At 47.1% G+C, this 19,059-nt stretch carries 22 protein-coding genes, 2 tRNA genes and 2 riboswitches; of the genes, 20 read left to right on the plus strand and 4 right to left on the minus strand.

Features of this window, described 5'->3' with window-relative positions; translation table 11 throughout:
- The first annotated feature begins 17 nt into the window (after positions 1 to 17).
- From DESHY_RS00655 to DESHY_RS00670, 4 genes are all read left to right on the plus strand, one after another.
- Positions 18 to 437, plus strand: a complete 420-nt coding sequence (locus DESHY_RS00655; protein WP_008409642.1) for a nucleoside recognition domain-containing protein — start codon at positions 18 to 20, stop codon at positions 435 to 437.
- A 39-nt stretch (positions 438 to 476) separates the two neighbouring features.
- Positions 477 to 980, plus strand: a complete 504-nt coding sequence (locus DESHY_RS00660) for a nucleoside recognition domain-containing protein (protein ID WP_008409644.1) — start codon at positions 477 to 479, stop codon at positions 978 to 980.
- A 6-nt stretch (positions 981 to 986) separates the two neighbouring features.
- Positions 987 to 1,388: a prenylated flavin chaperone LpdD gene (gene lpdD / locus DESHY_RS00665; protein WP_008409646.1), complete on the plus strand. Its 402-nt coding sequence runs from the start codon at positions 987 to 989 to the stop codon at positions 1,386 to 1,388.
- Between the two features lie 349 nt (positions 1,389 to 1,737).
- Entirely contained in the window at positions 1,738 to 1,956 is a 219-nt protein-coding gene (locus DESHY_RS00670; RefSeq protein WP_008409650.1) for a hypothetical protein, read from the plus strand.
- Between the two features lie 80 nt (positions 1,957 to 2,036).
- Positions 2,037 to 2,136, plus strand: a riboswitch (purine riboswitch).
- Positions 2,137 to 2,286: 150 nt separating this feature from the next.
- On the opposite strand, the gene DESHY_RS00675 is transcribed toward DESHY_RS00670, so the two are convergent.
- Complete coding sequence (locus tag DESHY_RS00675) at positions 2,287 to 2,484, minus strand: cold shock domain-containing protein (protein ID WP_008409652.1); 198 nt, start codon at positions 2,482 to 2,484, stop codon at positions 2,287 to 2,289.
- 189 nt (positions 2,485 to 2,673) lie between these two features.
- Here DESHY_RS00675 and DESHY_RS00680 point away from each other — a divergent pair, with 189 nt between their 5' ends.
- From DESHY_RS00680 to DESHY_RS00705, 6 genes are all read left to right on the plus strand, one after another.
- Positions 2,674 to 3,783 (plus strand): BMP family ABC transporter substrate-binding protein, encoded by a 1,110-nt coding sequence (locus DESHY_RS00680; protein ID WP_008409654.1) that lies wholly within the window; start codon positions 2,674 to 2,676, stop codon positions 3,781 to 3,783.
- Between the two features lie 58 nt (positions 3,784 to 3,841).
- On the plus strand, positions 3,842 to 5,371 hold the full coding sequence (locus tag DESHY_RS00685) for an ABC transporter ATP-binding protein (protein WP_008409656.1): 1,530 nt from the start codon (positions 3,842 to 3,844) through the stop codon (positions 5,369 to 5,371).
- The gene (locus tag DESHY_RS00690; protein WP_008409658.1) at positions 5,368 to 6,462 is read left to right on the plus strand and encodes an ABC transporter permease; all 1,095 of its coding nucleotides are present in this window, start codon (positions 5,368 to 5,370) and stop codon (positions 6,460 to 6,462) included. Before DESHY_RS00685 ends, DESHY_RS00690 begins: the two co-directional genes overlap by 4 nt.
- A gap of 3 nt (positions 6,463 to 6,465) precedes the next feature.
- Complete coding sequence (locus DESHY_RS00695) at positions 6,466 to 7,398, plus strand: ABC transporter permease (protein WP_008409660.1); 933 nt, start codon at positions 6,466 to 6,468, stop codon at positions 7,396 to 7,398.
- An 18-nt stretch (positions 7,399 to 7,416) separates the two neighbouring features.
- Positions 7,417 to 7,989: a xanthine phosphoribosyltransferase gene (locus tag DESHY_RS00700; RefSeq protein WP_008409662.1), complete on the plus strand. Its 573-nt coding sequence runs from the start codon at positions 7,417 to 7,419 to the stop codon at positions 7,987 to 7,989.
- Positions 7,990 to 8,181: 192 nt separating this feature from the next.
- Positions 8,182 to 9,072, plus strand: coding sequence for an S-layer homology domain-containing protein (locus DESHY_RS00705; protein WP_008409664.1), 891 nt, complete (start codon positions 8,182 to 8,184; stop codon positions 9,070 to 9,072).
- Positions 9,073 to 9,247: 175 nt separating this feature from the next.
- Here DESHY_RS00705 and DESHY_RS00710 read toward each other — a convergent pair whose 3' ends face one another.
- On the minus strand, positions 9,248 to 9,685 hold the full coding sequence (locus tag DESHY_RS00710; protein ID WP_008409666.1) for a universal stress protein: 438 nt from the start codon (positions 9,683 to 9,685) through the stop codon (positions 9,248 to 9,250).
- Positions 9,686 to 9,942: 257 nt separating this feature from the next.
- On the opposite strand from DESHY_RS00710, the gene DESHY_RS00715 reads away from it, so the two are divergent.
- The 5 genes from DESHY_RS00715 to DESHY_RS00735 all read left to right on the plus strand — a co-directional run bounded on the left by DESHY_RS00715 (position 9,943) and on the right by DESHY_RS00735 (position 12,722).
- A tRNA-Gly gene (locus tag DESHY_RS00715) sits at positions 9,943 to 10,017 on the plus strand.
- A gap of 86 nt (positions 10,018 to 10,103) precedes the next feature.
- Positions 10,104 to 10,754, plus strand: coding sequence for a YkgJ family cysteine cluster protein (locus DESHY_RS00720; RefSeq protein WP_008409668.1), 651 nt, complete (start codon positions 10,104 to 10,106; stop codon positions 10,752 to 10,754).
- Between the two features lie 30 nt (positions 10,755 to 10,784).
- Positions 10,785 to 11,090 carry a hypothetical protein gene (locus DESHY_RS00725; protein WP_048817755.1) on the plus strand — a complete coding sequence of 102 codons (306 nt, stop codon included), beginning with the start codon at positions 10,785 to 10,787 and terminating at the stop codon, positions 11,088 to 11,090.
- A gap of 7 nt (positions 11,091 to 11,097) precedes the next feature.
- Positions 11,098 to 11,289, plus strand: coding sequence for a hypothetical protein (locus tag DESHY_RS00730; RefSeq protein WP_008409672.1), 192 nt, complete (start codon positions 11,098 to 11,100; stop codon positions 11,287 to 11,289).
- A 241-nt stretch (positions 11,290 to 11,530) separates the two neighbouring features.
- A riboswitch (molybdenum cofactor riboswitch) is annotated at positions 11,531 to 11,670 on the plus strand.
- A 167-nt stretch (positions 11,671 to 11,837) separates the two neighbouring features.
- Positions 11,838 to 12,722 carry an ABC transporter substrate-binding protein gene (locus DESHY_RS00735; RefSeq protein WP_008409674.1) on the plus strand — a complete coding sequence of 295 codons (885 nt, stop codon included), beginning with the start codon at positions 11,838 to 11,840 and terminating at the stop codon, positions 12,720 to 12,722.
- Positions 12,723 to 12,843: 121 nt separating this feature from the next.
- Here DESHY_RS00735 and DESHY_RS13825 read toward each other — a convergent pair.
- Together DESHY_RS13825 and DESHY_RS00740 are read right to left on the minus strand one after the other, a co-directional pair.
- A tRNA-Sec gene (locus tag DESHY_RS13825) sits at positions 12,844 to 12,941 on the minus strand.
- A gap of 158 nt (positions 12,942 to 13,099) precedes the next feature.
- A complete protein-coding gene (locus tag DESHY_RS00740) occupies positions 13,100 to 13,399 on the minus strand; it encodes a hypothetical protein (RefSeq protein WP_008409676.1) in 300 nt (99 codons plus the stop codon).
- 196 nt (positions 13,400 to 13,595) lie between these two features.
- Here DESHY_RS00740 and DESHY_RS00745 point away from each other — a divergent pair, with 196 nt between their 5' ends.
- The 5 genes from DESHY_RS00745 to cobA are packed head-to-tail and all read left to right on the plus strand — an operon-like array spanning position 13,596 to position 19,038.
- A complete protein-coding gene (locus DESHY_RS00745) occupies positions 13,596 to 14,558 on the plus strand; it encodes a polyprenyl synthetase family protein (RefSeq protein WP_008409678.1) in 963 nt (320 codons plus the stop codon).
- Positions 14,559 to 14,576: 18 nt separating this feature from the next.
- Positions 14,577 to 15,212, plus strand: a complete 636-nt coding sequence (locus tag DESHY_RS00750) for a precorrin-2 dehydrogenase/sirohydrochlorin ferrochelatase family protein (protein ID WP_337999080.1) — start codon at positions 14,577 to 14,579, stop codon at positions 15,210 to 15,212.
- A complete protein-coding gene (gene hemA / locus DESHY_RS00755) occupies positions 15,187 to 16,554 on the plus strand; it encodes a glutamyl-tRNA reductase (protein ID WP_008409681.1) in 1,368 nt (455 codons plus the stop codon). The genes DESHY_RS00750 and hemA overlap by 26 nt, the downstream gene beginning before the upstream one ends.
- Positions 16,555 to 16,570: 16 nt before the next feature.
- The gene (hemC, locus tag DESHY_RS00760; protein WP_008409683.1) at positions 16,571 to 17,500 is read left to right on the plus strand and encodes a hydroxymethylbilane synthase; all 930 of its coding nucleotides are present in this window, start codon (positions 16,571 to 16,573) and stop codon (positions 17,498 to 17,500) included.
- Between the two features lie 5 nt (positions 17,501 to 17,505).
- The gene (gene cobA, locus DESHY_RS00765) at positions 17,506 to 19,038 is read left to right on the plus strand and encodes a uroporphyrinogen-III C-methyltransferase (protein ID WP_048817776.1); all 1,533 of its coding nucleotides are present in this window, start codon (positions 17,506 to 17,508) and stop codon (positions 19,036 to 19,038) included.
- The last annotated feature ends 21 nt before the right edge of the window (positions 19,039 to 19,059 follow it).

Below are 19,059 nucleotides of genomic sequence, written 5' to 3' on the forward strand. Positions count from 1 at the left end.
CCGGCAGGAGGCTTATAATGGTCAGTGTTAACGTTATCAAGCGGGGGTTATATAAAGGAATAACCACCACCTGGCTGCTAGCCAAAGTGGTGGTGCCGGTTTATCTGGCGGTTACTTTTTTAAGCTTTACACCTTTGTTAAATAAACTTGCCACCCTGTGCGCTCCTTTAATGAAATACCTGGGGCTGCCGGGAGAGGCATCCCTGGCCATAGTGCTGGGCAATGCGGTGAATCTTTATGCAGCCCTGGGGGCAATGGCTTCGTTGCCTTTAACATCACGGGAGGTCACCATTATAGCGATGATGTTGCTGCTTTCCCATACAATTTTTGTTGAAAGTGCGGTAGCCGGTAAATGCGGTATTAACCCTTGGGTTGTCGGCGGTTGTCGCTTTGTTTTTTCAGTGACAGTGGGGGTATTCTTAAATCAAGTGCTTTGAAAATATTTAACCCAGATTAACTTTCAGAGGATGTTCAAAATGGATTGGTCAGAATTTATTAAAACTGCTGTTAGTGGCAGTCTGCGTAGTGTAGGGCAAATGGCCCTGATTATTATTCCTTTAATGGTAATACTGGAAATTGCCAAAGAAATACAGCTAATGGACAGGATAGCCCACCGGCTGGCACCGGCCATGAGGTTTTTTAAACTTCCCCCGGAAAGTGCTTTTCCTGTTTTAATCGGTTTAACCTTTGGCTTAGCATACGGTGCCGGCTTAATTATTGAAAGCGTAAAGACCGGACGGCTGTCCTGGCGGGATTTGTTTATAATTAATGTATTTTTGATTTTGTGCCATTCGGTGGTGGAGGATACAGCCCTTTTTATCGCGGTGGGAGCCGACGGTACTGTTATTTTGCTTGGCAGAATTATCTTAGCTCTGGTTGTAACCTATTTTTTATCACGATGGCAAGGGTTAAACAGGCTGGAGAGAATATTGGGCGGCAGCATTGATGTTCCCCGTTGTACGCATTGCCGGAAAGGATGAAACATTGTGATAAAAAACCTATCTGTCACAGTCGGTGAAGGCAGGTACCGGGTTGAACTTTATGCCGGTATAACGGCAGACGGGGTGGTTTGCCAGCTGTATGGCGGTACCAAACCGCATGTGGGGGCAGTGGTTCTTTCTCTGCCTCGACCCAGTTTGCAAAATTCACGCCTAATAAGTTGTAATTCCAGTGTCCTGCCCAGGTTGGGACATAAAGATGATGAAATAGCCAAACCGCTGGCGGAAGAATTAGCCAGGCAACTTAATCAGCCGGTGGTATTGGTGGCCGGCCTCCATATTGATGAAGCCACGGCAGAGGAAATACAGCTGCTGTGCCGTCACTGCCGGCAAGCAGTAGAGCAGTTTTTAAATCATCCGGAAAGGGACACAATAACCCCAGTAAAATAATGGGGTGACAAAATGGAAAAATTATGCGTATTGTGCAACCAACTCTTTCAACTAACCGCCAGCTGCCCCAACTGTGGGAATGATTTAAGTGATCAGGGTTTGATACAGGATTATTATGACTCTTACAGCCCCTATGAAGATCAGACGGTATTTGAGGACGGTTACAGAGGCTACACAGAAGAGTGTTGTGTCCATTTGCTGGCCTGCCCATGTTGCCGGTTTCGTGAGTTTCGGGCTCTGAAGCGGCTGCCGCTTCAGAACTATAGCAATGAAATGCCAGAGTTAACAAATATTAAGTCGTTAGACAATTCTGTTCACCGACCATAATATTATTATGGAGGTGAAAATAATGCGGCAAAATTTAAACCCTGCCGAGCGATGGTTAAGTGTTGTGGGAGGCCTTGCTTTTGCCGGTTTAGGGCGTTCTGAGAGCTTGCGTCACTCCCTGTTGGGAAAATGTATGACTTTCCTGGGAGTAAAGACGGCAGCTGTAGGTATAATCGGTTACGAACCGCTGCTGGAGTTAACGGGTCAAAAAGAAGATGATGATTATGAGGATTTCTTTTAATTAAACTAAACGCCCGGCCATAACCGGGTGTTTTTTGTTTTTTGCTCGTTGACAAAAGTTTGCAGTCTTGGTAGTATAAATTTAGACAAGTGAAAAATTTCCGTATATGCTTGGGAATTGGCCCAAGTGTTTCTACCGGGCAACCGTAATTGCCTGACTACGGAGGGAAAGTGTACCTAGGGTTCCACAACCGTTGGGTTGGGTTGGTCCAAGCGGTACAGGCGTTTTGCGCTACACCTATAGGGATAAAAGCCCAGGAGGTAGGTTTCACTCTGCTATTGAGGATGAAGCCTATCTGCCTGGGCTTTTTGGCATTGTTTTGATATTAAGTTACAGTTTGATTACATTGGCCGCTTGCGGGCCGCGAGTACCTTCTACTATATCAAATTCTACCGGCTGACCTTCTTCCAGTGTGCGATAACCATCGGTTTGAATAGCAGAATAATGAACAAAAACATCCGTGCCGGATTCGGCTTCGATAAATCCGTACCCCTTATTTGCGTTAAACCATTTAACCTTACCTTGCAATTTATTTCCTCCTCAAAATTATATAAAGCAAAACTGCTTCTACCTTAAAGTATGGGCAATAAAATGCCAAGCTATTCCTTGTCTTTAAAATATTTAACAGGTTTCAAAGAGGTTTCTGATCCAGGGGGTGAGAAAGGTCATAACAGAGCAGTTAAGATTTACGTCTTTAAAATGTAAGGAGGGTAAAAGGTGAAAAAAATTTTATGGTTTGTTTTAATGTTAATGCTTGCCTTTAATTTGGCTGGCTGTGGCGGCGAGAAGCCCCAGGTGCAAGATGATAAAAAGCAAGCTGCATCGTCTGAAAAACTGAAAATTGCGTTTGTTTATGTGGGGCCGGTGGGTGATGGCGGCTGGAGCTATGCCCATGACCAGGGGCGCAAGTATTTAGAACAGCAAATACCGGATGTGGAAACCACTTACATTGAGTCTGTACCTGAAGGTGCTGATTCTGAACGGGTAATTACCGAACTGGTTGAAAAGGGTAATAAAATTATTTTTGCTACCAGTTTTGGCTTTATGGACAGTGTGATTAAGGTGGCACAAAAATATCCTGATGTAAAGTTCTTGCATTGCTCCGGTTACAAAACCGCCGAAAATGTTGGTACTTATTTTGGTCGTATGTACCAGGCCCGCTATCTTACGGGTATTGTAGCCGGTAAAACCACCCAAAGCAATGTCATCGGCTATGTGGCTGCTTTCCCCATTCCCGAAGTAATTCGTGGCATTAATGCTTTTACTCTGGGGGTACGTTCTGTTAACCCCAACGCCAAGGTAAAAGTGGTTTGGACCAACACCTGGTATGATCCCGCCGCTGAAAAAGAAGCAGCCAAGAGTCTGCTGGAAGCCGGGGCGGATGTAATTACGCAGCACCAGGATACTCCCGGGCCCCAACAGGCGGCTGAAGAAAAAGGTAAGTTCAGTATAGGGTACAACAGCGACATGAGCAAAATGGCACCCAAGGCAGTATTGACTTCTGCCGTCTGGAATTGGGGTCCCTACTATGTGGAAACTGTGAAAGCCATTAAAGAAGGAACCTGGAAGAGCAACCAGTACTGGGGGCCCATGTCTGATCAAATTGTTGACCTGGCACCCTTTGGCCCGATGGTTCCGGATGATGTAAAAAAATTGGTAGAAAATAAAAAACAAGAGATTATTTCCGGTAAATTTGACGTATTTACCGGCCCCATCAAAGACCAAACCGGCAAGGAGCGTGTAGCCGCCGGCCAGCAAATGTCGGATGCAGATATGCTTTCCTTTGACTGGTTTGTGGAAGGTGTAGAAGGTACCATACCCAAATAAAAATAATTGCTGCTGGCAGGCATGTCCTGCCAGCAGCTGAATTTAAGGGGAGAGGGTTGTGACTGCCGATTTTCTGGTGGAAATGAAGCAAATCAGCAAAAGATTTCCTGGCGTGTTGGCCAACGACTGTATCGATTTGCAGGTAAAGAGAGGCGAAGTCCTGGCCTTATTGGGTGAAAACGGCTCGGGCAAAAGCACTTTGATGTCTATATTGTCTGGGCTTTACCGCCCGGATGCCGGTGAGATATATATTGAAGGCAGAAAAGTAAACTTTAAATCTCCTCGCGATGCCATTGATGCCGGCATTGGCATGGTACACCAGCATTTTAAACAAGTAGATACTTTTTCGGTGGCTGAAAATATTATATTGGGCAGCAAAGAAAAAAAATGCCTGTTACAGGCAGGTAAAGCAGAAAAAGAAATTGCAGAAATTTCGCGGGGATATGGCCTGCAAGTTGAGCCAACCGCAAAAATATGGCAGTTATCCATTGCCGAACGCCAGCGGGTAGAGATTGTTAAGATGCTCTATCGAGGGTCCAAGGTGTTAATTCTGGACGAGCCGACTGCGGTACTTACACCTCAGGAGGCCCGGGAACTGTTTCAGGTTATCCGCCAGATGACTGCCCGGGGTCAATCTATTATATTAATTACTCACAAGCTTAACGAAGTGATGGAAGTGGCAGACCGGGTTACCATTTTGCGCGGCGGCAGGGCGGTGGCCACCAGGGAAAGAAAACAGGTAAATCAACGGGAACTGGCCAGGCTGATGATGGGCCAGGATGTTGTTGTTCCCAGCCAAAAACAACCAGGGCAATTCGGTGAGGAAATATTGCGGCTGGACAGAGCTTCTGCTGCCAGTGACAGCCGGCGACCTGGTTTGCAGGATATTACTTTAACCGTCAGACAGGGTGAAATACTGGGCATTGCCGGTATTGCCGGCAATGGGAGGCGCGAGCTGGCAGAGGTGATTGCCGGGTTACGTCCCCTGGATGGCGGTAAAATTTATATTTGCGGTAAAGATGTGACCAATCTCTCACCCATGGAAATTATACAGGAAGGGGTTAGCTATATTCCTGAGGACCGCCTGGGTACCGGGTTGGTTCCCAACCTTGGAGCGGTGGATAATTTGATTTTAAAGGAATACCGCCGGCCCTGGCTAAGCAGGGGACCTTTTATTTGCCGGCGCAAGGCTGCGCAATTTGCCACCCGTCTGATCCATGAGGTGGGTGTAAAAGTTACCGGTCTGGATGCCCCGGTGAAAAAACTTTCCGGAGGTAATTTGCAGCGTCTTTTGTTAGCCAGGGAACTGGCTTCCTCACCCAAAGTGATTGTTGCTGTTTACCCGGTACGTGGTTTAGATATTGCGGCGTCCGAGGCAGTGCATAAAATGCTGCTGGAGCAGCGAAGCAAAGGGGCAGCCATTGTGCTGATTTCCGAAGATTTGGAAGAACTTTTAAAGCTCTCGGACAACATTGGGGTTTTATATAAGGGGAGCTTGATGGGAGTGCTTCCGGTGGAGGAAGCAGAACCGGAAAAAATCGGATTGATGATGCTGGGAGTCCGACCGGGGGAGGTTTTGGCTTCATGATCAGACTGGAAAAACGTTCAGCACCCTCGACGGCCGGAATGGTTTTAATACCTTTAACAGCGATTATCCTGGCCCTTTTAACGGGTGCTGTTTTTCTTTATATTAACGGAATAAACTCTTCCCGGGGTGTAGGCTTGGGACAGGTGGCCGCGGTTTATGCAGGGATGCTGGAGGGAGCATTTGGTTCTGCCTATGGCCTGTCGGAAACAATTGTTAAGGCAATTCCTTTAATGTTGTGCGGTCTTGGCGTATCAATAGCTTTCCGTATGCAGTTATGGAACATCGGAGCCGAAGGGCAATTTTATATGGGCGCTTTTGCGGCCGCCTGGGTGGCCTTGAGTTTCCCTGATTTGCCTGTTTATGTGATGCTGCCGGCCATGGTTTTGGCAGGTATGCTGTGCGGCGGCCTGTGGGGACTTATACCTGCTATTCCCAGAGCATACTTGGGCGTTAACGAAACCATAACCACCTTGATGCTGAATTATGTAGCCATTTTATGGGTAAATTACCTTGTTTTTGGTCCCTGGAAGGATCCCCAAGGAATGAATTTTCCGCTCAGCAAACCTTTTACAGCGGCGGCGGTTTTGCCTACTCTCGGTAACAGTCGGGTACATTTGGGCCTGGTTTTTGCCCTGTTGCTGGCATTTATGCTCTGGCTGGCCTTGCGGCAATCCCGCTGGGGTTATGAAATTACTGTGATTGGCGAAAGCCCTAAAGCAGCTTGTTATGCCGGCATGAATATCACCAAAAACATTTTGCTGGTTATGTTCCTGAGCGGCGCCATAGCAGGCCTGGCAGGCATGGCTGAGGTTTCGGCCATTGCGCAAAGAATGCAGCAGGGCTTGAGCCCGGGATATGGCTATACTGCCATTATTGTTGCCTGGTTAGCTAAATTAAATCCCTTTGCCATTATTTTAGTATCCTTTTTGCTGGGCGCTTTGCAGGTGGGAGGTTACAGCGTACAATCCATTGGTGTGCCGGCTGCCATAGTATTTATGATTCAAGGCGCGCTTTTGTTTTTTATATTGGGTGGCGAGTTTTTTAACCGCTATAAAATTGTCCTGCAAGGCAAAACAAAGGTGGAGGTGTAGCCGGTGACCCAGGACTTTGTCATAACAATTTTAGCCACCGCCATTACGGCAGGCACTCCCATTCTTTACGCTGCGCTGGGCGAGCTGCTGGCAGAGAGATGCGGCATTCTTAACCTGGGTGTCGAAGGCATGATGTTGGTGGGTGCCGTAACCGGATTTGTGTTTGCTGTCCGCACTAACGATCCCTGGCTGGGGGTGCTGGCAGCCATGCTGGGAGGCGGTTGTCTGGCTTTAATCCACGCTTTTTTGACAGTCACACTGCAAGCTAACCAGGTGGTCAGCGGTTTGGCTTTAACTTTGTTTGGTACCGGGTTATCCGGTTTTATCGGCAAACCCTATATCGGCATACCGGTGGAAAATTCTTTCAAACCGGTAAGCCTGGGTTTTCTTAGCGATATACCCTTTCTGGGGCCGGTATTTTTTTACCATGATATGCTGGTTTATATCACATATATTTTAGTGCCGCTGCTTTGGTTTTTTATCTACTATACGCGTCCCGGTTTGCACCTGCGGGCGGTGGGAGAAAACCCGGCCGCTGCTGATGCCATGGGTGTCAGCGTTTATAAATTAAGGTACTTGTATGTTTTTCTGGGCGGTACCCTGGCGGGAGTAGGCGGGGCTTATCTTTCTCTGGCTTATGCCCCCGCCTGGCTGGAAAACATGACGGCCGGCAGAGGCTGGATTGCGGTGGCACTGGTGATATTTGCTATTTGGAATCCTTTGCGGGCCATGCTGGGCAGTTATCTTTTCGGCGGTATTGATGCGCTGGGTTTTCGTGCCCAGGCCATGGGGATTATGATTCCTTCATTCTTTTTAAAAATGTTGCCCTACATCTTTACCATCCTGGTTCTGGTGATGGTGACTCGTAAAGCGATGGCCAACCGGGTGGGTGCGCCGGGTGCCCTTGGTTTGCCCTACGACCGTGAAGAACGCTGATTTATCAGGGGGTTTTTTATGCAGCTTTTAAAAGAGAAAATTTTACATAACAGTCAAGTGGTTTCCGATCATATATTAAGGGTAGACTCGTTTATCAATCATATGATTGACCCCGCTGTGATGCAGGAAATCGGACAGGAGTTTGCCCGCCGTTTTTCCGGTACGCAGATTACCAAAGTGTTAACGGTTGAAGCATCGGGCATTGCGGTGGGTTTGGCAACGGCCATGACCCTGGAAGTTCCGCTGTTGTTTGCCAAGAAAAAAAGACCCTCCACTTTACAGGGGGACTGTTATCTTGCTAATATTTACTCATTTACCAAAAACGAGTCGGTAGATATTTATGTTGCCAGTCAGTTTTTAAGTTGTCACGATCGGGTGCTGATAGTTGATGATTTTTTAGCCCGGGGCGAGGCACTGAAAGGATTGATCAGACTGGTTGAACAGGCGGGTGCTCATCTGGCGGGGGTGGGTATAGTAATTGAAAAACTGTTTCAGGGTGGGGGTAAAGCCCTGCGTGAACAGGGCGTCAGGATTGAGTCTTTAATTAGAATTAAAAGTATGGAGAATAAACAGCTGCATTTAGAAGAATAAGGCCGGCCTGCCGGCAGGGCAAGCATGTTGTAAAGCTTTAACGTTTCAAACGGTCTTTTGAACTCTGCCGGACACTTGTCTTAGCACCGCTTAATGAGCGAAACAGCAACCGGGGTAATTTTGTTAATACCGGCGGCTGGCTGGAACTTTCTGTTATGGCGTTACGTCAATTAAGTAACAGGAGGGAATTCTATGCATAAGTCCGCAGGTAGTTATATAATTAGTGCTTTAATTATAGGTGCTGCTTTTTTTTGGCCGATGGGCCCGGGGCAAGCCGATGAAATCAAATTTGTGCCTAAAATTGAAACCCCTGCCGGCAAGTCGTTATGTAATGAAGCAAATAAGCCGGTATCCTATGTAAACAGGGGCGAATTTGCGGTAAAGCTGGTAAATTATTTGGGGTTAAACCTTGATAATTTTCGCTTTTTTAAAGCACCCGAAGTTTCAGACTTTTACGATGACGTGCCGGCTGGTTCACCACAGGCCAATGCCGTTATGATTTTAGCTTACAACGGTGCTTTGCCAACCACCGACAGGCTTTTCCGTCCGGCGGAAATATTATCAAGGGAAGAAATGGCGCAAGTGATAAGCTCTTTGTTGCGTCAAAAGGCTGCCGAACAGATAGAACCGCCTGCTGCCCTGCCGCCGATTAAAGATCTGGCTGCTGCCGGCAGCCGGGCAGTGGACGATATAAAATTGGTAGTAGGTTTAAATATTATGAGTTTAAACCGTGATGGCAGTTTTCTGCCCAAACAGGGTGTTACATCAGAAGAAGTGGTTGCTGCCTTAAAAGAAGTGAGGCAACTGGTCAGTGCAGGCGATGACGACGTGACAGCCAAAATTATTAGCGGGGCGGAAGGCGACAGAGTATTAGAAATTTCCTGGGGCGAAAAGCCTTCCAGCGGCTATGAAATCTACATTGTGGATATTAAGTTGGAAGGCAATGTATTAACGGTTAATTATCAAACTAAAGAACCTTTGCCGGGTTCTTATAACTCGACAGTAATTACTGAGCCGAAAGACAGCAAACCTATTCCGGTTAACTATCCGGCAGTGTTAAATATTAAATTAAACAAATTGTAATTCTTATCAACTCAAAGGGAGGTTGCAATACTGCATTTTCGCAGTTGCAATTATCCCTTTTTGTTATTCTTAACATAATAAAATTCCCTGATCTTACGTTGCTTTAAAATGACTGCTGCACCATGAACTAAGCTGTTCGTAGTGCAGCAGCCTTATTTGTTGTATGGAGTTTTCGTCAGCGGATAATTAAGACCGGGCAGGAGGCGTGTCGAGAGACACGATTGCTGACACTTCCCATTAAATAGCCCTTTATTTCTCCTAAACCACGGCTTCCCAGGATGATTAAATCGTAATTTTCGGCCCGGGCTTTTTCTAAGATTTCGTCTGCCGGTTGCCCCATGACAATAAATGTATCAACAGCTATGTTATTACCACTAAACATAGAAATATATTGATCAAGTAATTCCTGGCCGTTTTTCATTAATTCTTCAACAATGGCTTGCTGCGCCTGGCCTAAACGATCCACGGCCGTATTTACATAGGGAGGTAAACTGGGCACCACATGCATTAAAGTTATCTTGGCAGCCAGTTTTGCCGCTAACTCAACAGCATGGGACAGGGCCTTTCTGGCACGTTCAGAGCCGTCTAAGGGTACCAAAATTTTTTTATACATAGCATATCCTCCTTGTTTTTAGGTGTAGTTCTCTTAAATATTAAAAATTCCTGCTATTTTGGGGAGGATATGCGCTGACTGATCTTCATCACCCCCTTCATGTTTGCCTGATATACTTTATGAATGAATGGGCCCGTTTAGAATAATGTTTAAGAAGGGAATACTTGTATGCAGGACTAAAACCAGGTAAAAGTTCGTATTTTAAAATATTTGCTTTTGACAAACTTTAAGATTTATGCTATATTAACATTGTTGATGCGGAAGTGGCTCAGTGGTAGAGCATCGCCTTGCCAAGGCGAGGGTCGCGGGTTCGAATCCCGTCTTCCGCTCCAGCTGTATCCAGCAGGGGGAAACCCTGCTTTTTGTGTTTCTTGTAAAACAATCTTGCAAACTTTTCTGAGGGAAGTAAGGGAAAGACGTGAAAATACGCGTATATAAAAAGACGGGTAACCTGTATGATATTGAAGTTTTACATCCAAGGGCCACTGTGCAGGACTATCTGGATGCGGTTAACGAATTTATAGAAAAAAATACTGATCCTCCTTGCCGGGGTTGCGATGAATGCTGTTGGGAACGTATACCCCTGACCAGTATTGATGTTTATAATTATTTGCAACAAGCTAACCTGTTACAACTGGATAAACGCCGGCCGCTGCTGGATTTTCTGGAAAAGTATTGCTATGTATATGTGGAAGGCGGTGCGGTTGATATCAGCCTGGGCTTCACCCTGGAAGGGGCTTGTATTTTTCTCAATCAACAAGAGCGAATTTGTTCCGCTTATGCATGCCGTTCCCTGGTTTGCCAGAGCTTTATTTGCCTGGAGAGTACCTTAAGGGCACAGGAGTTGCGCTCAGAATTGGTAAATGCAGGCATGGATGAACTGGTGCGCCAGTGGCTGTGGCAAAGCCGCCAAGCAGGGCGTAAGCCGGTTGCGCATGAAGCACACAACCCTAACCCCAACCTGGCCGATTATCCAGCCAATGGCTTTACCGATAAAACCAGTTACCGCCAGGTTCTTTTAGCGGATATTTGCAGCCGGAAGCTGTGGAGCAAATTATATAAGCCCTAAAATAAGAAAAATTTTAATTTGGTGATCGGCATGGTTACACAAATTAAAGAAATTCGCAAGCGTAACCAATTAAAAAAATTAAACGCCTTGGTAAAGGAAATTTTGGAAGTCAGACAGTTTTTAAAATACTTTGATAACCTTAACCTGCCGGATTACCAAGCGATGATTGATCAATTACCACAGGGCATTGAGCCGGGCTTGCTAATTCGTTTACAGCAGCGGCAGTCCTTGGCATATTATGGCTATTTTGAGCTTAAAGCACGGGAAGCAGCTTTAAAAAAAGCTATCCAAAAAGCTTCTGACGATTTGGATAACTTGTTAAAATTTGGGGAATAATAAATTTATGGTAACTGATATTCGAACTTACCGGCATAAGCAAAAATTAGCCCATATCAATGAGCTGATCAAACAATTAATGCTTGTCAGGTCAGACATCCAAAGGTTGAAGATTGAAGAAGAGCGGTTGAAAAATGCCATTAGAGATTTGACCAAAGAATTAGCTTGGTCAGACCGGCCCAACATTTTACGCGAATAGGGTCATTTGCCGGATTAACATGTGTCATGGAAAAAACTGGGGATAAAACAGTGGATAATGTGGATAATTATGGAAGATGATTACAGCAATCCGCAATACTTGCAAATTTGGCGAACCGGCAGGGGTTTCTGCGTAAAACAGCCGGGAAGTCAGCTATATAATTAGCGGTCAAAAACCGGCTTAGTTTTTAAATTTTTCTGTCAGATAAAAAGGATTACCGATAATTTTGCAGAATTAAGCATTAAAATTAAAACTCCGAGTCCAATAACCTGTAGACACTGTTATAAATTCTTGTAACATTGTTATGGTTTTTGGACCGACAGGGTATGTTGGGAAACCGGCATGCCTCCCGTTGCGGAAAGGAGATGATAGACGACAGGTAATGCCGAGCTTTGTTTCCTTTTCCGGGGATAAAGCCCGGTTTTTTAATTGCCTTACCAAAGCCTGCAATACTGCTGTTGTTTCATGCCCATGGTCTGCGTTTTGTCTTAACAGGTTGATTAAGTAATTTAGTTCAAATTGCTCTGTTTTAAAGGAGAGATTGCATGATGCGTAAAATAAGTACTATTGCTGTAATTTTTGCACTGCTTGCTGCATTTATGGTTGGATGTCAGGGTAAAAGCGAGCCCAAGGAGAACAGTAATGAGGCAGCCAAGCCGGAAACGCCGGATGTAATTTTAGCAACTACCACCAGCACCCAGGACAGCGGACTCCTTGATATTCTCATCCCGGATTTTGAAAAACAAACCGGCTACCGGGTTAAGGCTGTTGCGGTAGGAACCGGACAAGCCTTGAAAATGGGGGAAAAGGGAGAAGCCGACGTGCTGTTAACCCATGCTCCCAAGTCTGAAAAACCTTTGGTAGATGCCGGAGCGGTTATTAATTACCGGTTAGTGATGCACAATGATTTTATTATTGTCGGGCCGGAGAATGACCCGGCCGGTGTAAAACAAGCCAGGAGCAGTAAGGAAGCTTTTCAAAAAATAGCAGCAAAGGGTGCGATTTTCGTTTCAAGAGGGGATGATTCAGGCACACATAAAAAAGAGCTCGCTCTCTGGGAGGCGGCCAAAATTGATCCGCAAGGACAGAAATGGTATCAGGAATCCGGCAGCGGCATGGGTCAAACATTGAACATCGCCAATGAAAAATTAGGTTATACCTTAACCGACAGGGCCACTTATCTTGCCCAGAAGAAAAATCTTAAACTTGTTATTGTTTCCCAGGGTGACAAAGATTTGCTTAATATTTACCATGTCATGCAAGTAAACCCCAATAAATTTTCCAAAGTTAACGCTGCCGGGGCTAAAGCGTTTGTGGAGTATATGATAAATCCTGATACTCAAAAAATAATCGGGGAGTTTGGTCGGGAGAAATACGGCGAATCTCTCTTTTCTCCGGACGCAGGAAAAGAAGCAAGTGAACCGGGTAAATAAGTATAACGTGAGCCGGCCCGATTTCTCCTTGCAAATGCAGGGGGTTACCAAGTGGCCGGCCGGGAATCAGCAAACCACCAAATTTTGAAGGCTTCCGATTGCTCGGAAGCCTTCAAATTACTGGCGGGAGTGTGTGGGAATCGAACCCACCATGGACAGGAGCGCTGCCCAACGACTGGTTTTGAAGACCAGGAGCACCACCAGGCACCATCCACTCCCAAGGTATATCTAAAAGTTATTAATTTCCGTCTTATTATAACATAGTAAAGGTTCGCAGACAATAAATTGTCGCCGGCAAATATGTTACTTGCGGTTTTGTTTGCCCGCCTCGGCTATGCCGGTCAACCTGCTTGTTTTTTATGTTAGCCGTTAGCTTGCTATTCCCGCTTAAAGGGAATGATTTTTCCTTTTTCAGATGTTTGATCCGGTTTTGGATGATCAGCCTGCGTCTCAGCGGAGCAACCTCCACAGCCGGGGCACCCACCGTTAAGATTGACCAGGCCGAATTGAAAAGCTGTTTTGAGAACTTCGTGTCCCAGCTTATCCAGTTTCGGATTATAATAAGGAAGAGTTTGGCTGTCATCGATATGCTGCAAAACTTGCAGAAGAAAACTGCGCATGGTTTCAGTATCAAGCAGATCCACGAGATCCCGGCGGGGAATAAATCTTTTTGTCATCGTGATCTCTCCTAAAAAATATTTATATTGGTAATTTCACCGCCCAGAGGGATTTTCCTGCAGGATCAAGATTTGCCGGTATAACAAAAATATGCCGGCTGAAGGTTAAGCTAAAAATAGAGGAATTTTTTAACTATTGGCGAATAAGTACCTGTTATGGTGGAAAGATACTCTCAAGTAGGTGACGGTTTGCAATATGCTGGATTTTTTCAGACAGGTTAGGGAAGACCTGGAATTAGTTGAACAGGAAATTAAAGCGGTTGTTCAATCCCGTGATCCACTGCTAACTCAAACATCCATGCACTTATTGAATGCCGGAGGAAAACGTTTACGTCCGGCTTTTGCGCTTTTGGCAGGTAAGTTATACAACTACAGCTTGGAAAAACTTTTGCCCCTGGCCGTGGCTTTAGAACTGATTCATATGGCATCATTGGTACATGACGATGTGGTGGATAATTCGCAGACCAGAAGGGGTACTCCCACAGTAAAAGCCAATTGGGGCAATGCCATATCCATGCACACAGGAGATTATCTGTTTGCCAAATCTCTGGTGCTTATTTCACAATATGAGAACCCGGTAATTGCCAAGGTGTTGGCAGAAACCAGTGTAAAAATGTGTGAAGGAGAAATTCACCAAATTTCTACCGCCTTCAAGGCGGATCAAAGTTGGCGCGACTATTTTTACCGCATAGAACGTAAAACGGCTTTGTTAATTGCGGCCAGTTGCCAGCTGGGAGCTGTGGCCGCCGGAGCACCGGTCCAGGACCGGCAGCGTTTAAGAAGGTTTGGCCACCAGTTAGGCATGGCTTTTCAGATTACTGATGATGTTTTGGATATGGTAGCTGACCAGTCTTTGCTGGGGAAACCCCTGGGGGGCGACCTGCGCCAGGGCATATTAACCATGCCGGTGCTTTATTCGCTGGAGAAAAGCCCGCAGCGCCGGCGCCTGCGGGAGCTGGTGGAGATACCAAACAAAACTGATGACCAGGTAAAAGAAGCTATAGATATTATTAAGGAAGCCGGGGGTATCGAATTTTCTTTTGAAGTAGCCCGCCGGTATATTGACAAAGCCAAAAACAATTTGGCATTACTGCCGGACCGGCCGGTTAAACAGGCCTTTTATGAGATTGCAGACTTTATTGGCATTAGGAGGTTCTAAAAACAGCGATACATGGAAATGCTTTACCCTATTTTTGTTAAATTAGCCGGTCGGCTTTGTCTGGTGGTGGGCGGCGGCCAAGTGGCGGAACGGAAGGTCGGTTCGCTGCTGGAGTGCGGGGCCAGGGTAATAGTGGTGAGTCCGGAGGTTACCCCGGCCATTAAAGAATGGGCAGATCAGGGCAAATTGGAACTGCGCCGGCGAGCCTACCATACTTCTGACCTGGCAGGTGTTTTTCTGGTGTTTGCTGCCACCAACCGGTCAGAAATTAACCGGCAGGTGACTGAAGACTGTTTAGCCCGCAATCTGGCTGTCAATGTTGCGGATGATCCCGATGCTTGCAATTTTTATGTACCTTCAGTTATCCGGCGGGGCAAACTGGCCATAGCGGTTTCCACAGGCGGTGCCAGCCCGGCTTTGGCTGCCCGGATTAGGCGTCTGCTGGAACGGCAGTTTGGTCCCGAGTACCAGGAATTTATGGAAATACTGGCTGATGTGCGCAGTCAGGTGCTGCAGGATGTAACAGATATTGAGCAAAGAAGAAAGATCTTCAGTCACCTGGTGGAATCAGATATAATTGAGCTTTTAAGAAACAAGGAGTACGACCAGGTAAAGGAGCGCATTAAAAATGCTTATTGCGGTTATCGGCGTTAACCACCGCACAGCACCGCTGGAAGTGCGGGAGAAACTGGCTTTTCCGGAATGGGGAATTAAGGATTGGCTGTGCAAACTGTTATCCTACCCTGGTATAGAGGGATGTGCTATCGTTTCTACCTGCAATCGAACCGAGATTTATATTGCCCCGCTGGAGCTGGATACGGGTATGAGCTCCGTATGGTCATTCTTATCCGAAAAGTCTGGCCTGGATATATCTGAGATTAAAAACTACACTTTTTGTCATACTTTATATGATGCTATCCGTCACCTGTTCCGGGTAGTATCCGGCTTGGATTCCATGATCTTGGGGGAAACCCAAATTTTGGGCCAGGTAAAAAAGGCTTACGAGCTGGCTTTGGCGGCCCAAAGCACTAATGTGGTGCTTAATACTTTATTCCAACAGGCCATTACCACCGGCAAGCGAGTGAGGACAGAAACCGGTATTGACCAAAATCCGGTTTCCATCCCCTACGCAGCGGTAGAACTGGCTAAGCAAAGTTTGGGCTCGCTGCAGGGTCGTTCCGTGTTGGTGGTGGGGGCCGGCGAAATGAGCGAACTGACAGTTGTTCATTTAGTTGCCAACGGAGTCACCAGTGTGATTGTTTCTAATCGTTCATACGACCGGGCGGTGCAGCTGGCAGAAAAGTTTAACGGGTCGGCGGTTAAATTTGACCGGCTTTTTGAATATATGAATAAAGCAGATATTGTCATTTCCAGTACGGCAGCCCAACACTACGTGATAAAATATGCCGATATGAAGCAGGTTACGGAGCGCCGGGCCGGCAAAACCATTACGATGATAGATATTGCCGTCCCCCGGGATATTGATCCGGCAGTGCGTCAATTGCCGGGAGTTAATTTATATGATGTAGACCATTTGCAAAACGTGGTGGATGCTAATTTAGCCGAGCGAAGGCAGGCGGCCGTACAGGCAGAAGGAATTATTGAAGAAGAATTAAACGAATTTATGTGCTGGCTTTCTACCCGCTATGTTGTGCCGACCATCAGTGCTTTGAAAAAGCTGGGGGAAGAAATCAAGCAGCGAGAGTTGCAGCGAGCCTTTAACCGTTTGGGTGACTTAACAGAGCGGGAAAGAAAAGTTATTGGTTCCCTGGCAAATTCAATTGTCAATCAATTACTCCACCACCCGGTTATTAAATTAAAGCAAGCTGCTCTCACACCGGAAGGACATTTATATATCGAGATTGCCCAAAACATATTCAATTTAAATGTAGAAGGGAAGCCTTTGCAAAGAAAGAAAAAGGTAGCAGCCTGTTCCGCCACCGGTTGGGACAAGGGAATTACTGCAGTGGCGGCAGACAGCAGGCCGAGCGAATAAAAATGGGGAGGCTACCATGAAACGTAAAATTACCGTAGGGAGCAGGGACAGTGCTCTGGCTTTGTGGCAGACCCGTTGGGTGGTTGAACAACTGCAACAGCAGAACCCTGATGTAACCTTTGAGATTGTTACCATGAAGACCAAAGGGGACAAAATGCTGGATGTGGCCCTGGCCAAAATTGGGGACAAAGGCCTTTTTACCAAGGAATTGGAAGTGGCCATGCAGTGCGGGGAAATTGATTTTGCTGTGCACAGCTTAAAGGATTTGCCCACTGTTTTACCCGCCGGCCTTACCATTGGGGCGGTTTGTCAGCGAGATAACCCGGGAGATGCACTGGTTTCCCGGGATGGCCGCAAGCTGGCTGAACTTCCCAGAGGGGCTCGCATCGGCACTTCATCGTTGCGCCGGTGTGCCCAGTTATTAAACTGCCGGCCCGATTTTCAACCGGTATCTTTGCGGGGCAATCTTAATACCCGTATGAAGAAGCTGGCAGCCGAAGGATTGGATGCCATTATCCTGGCGGCCGCCGGCCTTATCAGGCTGGGCTGGCAGGACATGATTGCGGAAATTATTTCTTTTGATATATGCTTGCCTGCTGTGGGACAGGGCGCCATTGCTGTAGAATGCCGGTCGGAGGATGACTATATACTGAAGCTTTTGCAGGGTGTGGAGCATCCTGCTACCCGGGCCGCCACCAATGCAGAAAGAGCTTTGCTGCGGCACCTGGAAGGGGGCTGTCAGATTCCCATTGGCGCCTATGGGGAAGTTGTTAGCGGCAAACTAAATTTAACCGCAGTTGTGGCTACGCTGGATGGCAGTCAGGTAATTCGGGCCGGGGGCGAAGCATTGCCGGACCAGGCAAATCAGTTGGGTATTGAAGTGGCAGAAAAATTGTTGGCGATGGGCGGTAAAAAAATATTGCAACAAGTCAGGGCAGGGGAATGATGAATATGAACAAAGGTTATGTTTATCTGGTGGGAGCCGGCCCCGGCGATCCCGGTTTAATTACTGTAAAAGGTTTAAATTGTATTCGGCAAGCAGACGTGCTGGTTTATGACCGCCTGGCAGGTCAGCGGCTGCTGGCCTATGCACGTCCGGATGCGGAGCTCATATATGTTGGCAAATCGCCGGAAAGGCATGCAATGCGGCAGGAAGAGATTAACCGGCTGCTGGTGGATAAAGCCAAAGAGGGTAAGCTGGTAACCCGCTTAAAGGGTGGTGATCCCTTTGTTTTCGGACGGGGTGGCGAAGAGGCGGAACTTCTGGTGGAAAACGGCATTCCCTTTGAAGTGGTACCCGGCATTACTTCTGCCGTTGCCGTACCGGCCTATGCCGGTATTCCGGTTACCCACCGGGGTTACACCTCCACACTGGCCATTATCACCGGCAACGAAGATCCCCATAAAGAAGATTCCGGCATAGCCTGGGATAAAATTGCCACCGGCGCCGGTACACTGGTTTTTTTAATGGGTATGGGAAACCTGCCGGGTATCTGCCAAAAACTGATCGAGTTTGGCCGCTCACCGGCTACGCCGGTGGCGTTAATTCGCTGGGGTACCCGACCGGAGCAGAGAACCGTTACCGGTACTCTGGAAAACATTTACCACAAGGCAATGGCAGCCAACTTTAAAAATCCTGCCGTGATTGTGGTGGGAGAGGTGGTGCAGCTGCGGGAAAAACTATCTTGGTTTGAGAACCGGCCTTTGTTTGGGAAACGGATTATTGTCACCCGTTCCCGGGAACAAGCCAGTGCCCTGTCTGCTGCCATCGAAGCGCTGGGGGGGGAAGCTTGGGAGTTTCCCACCATCCAAATTGAGCCACCGGACGATTTTACCGTGCTGGATAATGCCATTACAGATGTTCGCTCTTATCGCTGGGTGATTTTTACCAGTGTTAACGGTGTTAAAATGTTCTTTGACCGTATGCGGGTCAATAAAAAAGACATCCGGGATTTAAGCGATGTTCGGCTGTGTGCCATTGGGCCGCGCACCAGGGAAGAATTAGAAAAACGCGGTTTATTAGTAGATTTTGTGCCGGGCGAATACCGGGCGGAAGAAATAGTCGAGGGCTTAAAAAGCAAGATACTGCCCGGTGACCGGGTGCTGCTGCCCCGGGCGGACATTGCCCGTCAACTGCTGCCCCGGGCGCTGGCCGAGTTGGGAGCGGTGGTCCACGAAGTGACAGCATACCGTACAGTTTTGGGCAGCGGTGATGCTGCTGCCATTCGCCAGGCCCTGGCAGCCGGAGAAGTTAATGTAGTAACTTTTACCAGCTCGTCTACAGTTAAAAATTTTGTTAAACTAATAGGAGAAGAAGGTTTGCCGCAGTTGATGGAAAAAGTTGTGGTGGCCAGTATCGGCCCCATTACTTCCCAGACGGCCAGGGAGTTGGGCATGTCGGTTGACATTGAAGCCGGTGAGTATACCATTAACGGGTTGGTGCAAGCCATCACAGATTATTTTGCCGGCCGGGAGAGTGCCTGACACCTCCCGACCGGATTAAAT

Origin of the sequence: Desulforamulus hydrothermalis Lam5 = DSM 18033, from assembly GCF_000315365.1 — a bacterium.
GTDB classification, from domain to species: Bacteria; Bacillota; Desulfotomaculia; order Desulfotomaculales; family Desulfotomaculaceae; genus Desulfotomaculum; species Desulfotomaculum hydrothermale.

Excerpts from the sequence above, each read along its gene's own strand:
- DESHY_RS00655 (WP_008409642.1), top strand. The coding sequence starts at position 18 with ATGGTCAGTGTTAACGTTATCAAGCGGGGGTTATATAAAGGAATAACC.
- DESHY_RS00660 (WP_008409644.1), top strand. The coding sequence starts at position 477 with ATGGATTGGTCAGAATTTATTAAAACTGCTGTTAGTGGCAGTCTGCGT.
- DESHY_RS00670 (WP_008409650.1), top strand. The coding sequence starts at position 1,738 with ATGCGGCAAAATTTAAACCCTGCCGAGCGATGGTTAAGTGTTGTGGGA.
- DESHY_RS00690 (WP_008409658.1), top strand. The coding sequence starts at position 5,368 with ATGATCAGACTGGAAAAACGTTCAGCACCCTCGACGGCCGGAATGGTT.
- DESHY_RS00700 (WP_008409662.1), top strand. The coding sequence starts at position 7,417 with ATGCAGCTTTTAAAAGAGAAAATTTTACATAACAGTCAAGTGGTTTCC.
- DESHY_RS00705 (WP_008409664.1), top strand. The coding sequence starts at position 8,182 with ATGCATAAGTCCGCAGGTAGTTATATAATTAGTGCTTTAATTATAGGT.
- DESHY_RS00710 (WP_008409666.1), bottom strand. The coding sequence starts at position 9,685 with ATGTATAAAAAAATTTTGGTACCCTTAGACGGCTCTGAACGTGCCAGA.
- DESHY_RS00725 (WP_048817755.1), top strand. The coding sequence starts at position 10,785 with ATGGTTACACAAATTAAAGAAATTCGCAAGCGTAACCAATTAAAAAAA.
- DESHY_RS00730 (WP_008409672.1), top strand. The coding sequence starts at position 11,098 with ATGGTAACTGATATTCGAACTTACCGGCATAAGCAAAAATTAGCCCAT.
- DESHY_RS00735 (WP_008409674.1), top strand. The coding sequence starts at position 11,838 with ATGCGTAAAATAAGTACTATTGCTGTAATTTTTGCACTGCTTGCTGCA.
- DESHY_RS00740 (WP_008409676.1), bottom strand. The coding sequence starts at position 13,399 with ATGACAAAAAGATTTATTCCCCGCCGGGATCTCGTGGATCTGCTTGAT.
- DESHY_RS00745 (WP_008409678.1), top strand. The coding sequence starts at position 13,596 with ATGCTGGATTTTTTCAGACAGGTTAGGGAAGACCTGGAATTAGTTGAA.
- DESHY_RS00750 (WP_337999080.1), top strand. The coding sequence starts at position 14,577 with ATGCTTTACCCTATTTTTGTTAAATTAGCCGGTCGGCTTTGTCTGGTG.
- hemA (WP_008409681.1), top strand. The coding sequence starts at position 15,187 with ATGCTTATTGCGGTTATCGGCGTTAACCACCGCACAGCACCGCTGGAA.
- hemC (WP_008409683.1), top strand. The coding sequence starts at position 16,571 with ATGAAACGTAAAATTACCGTAGGGAGCAGGGACAGTGCTCTGGCTTTG.
- cobA (WP_048817776.1), top strand. The coding sequence starts at position 17,506 with ATGAACAAAGGTTATGTTTATCTGGTGGGAGCCGGCCCCGGCGATCCC.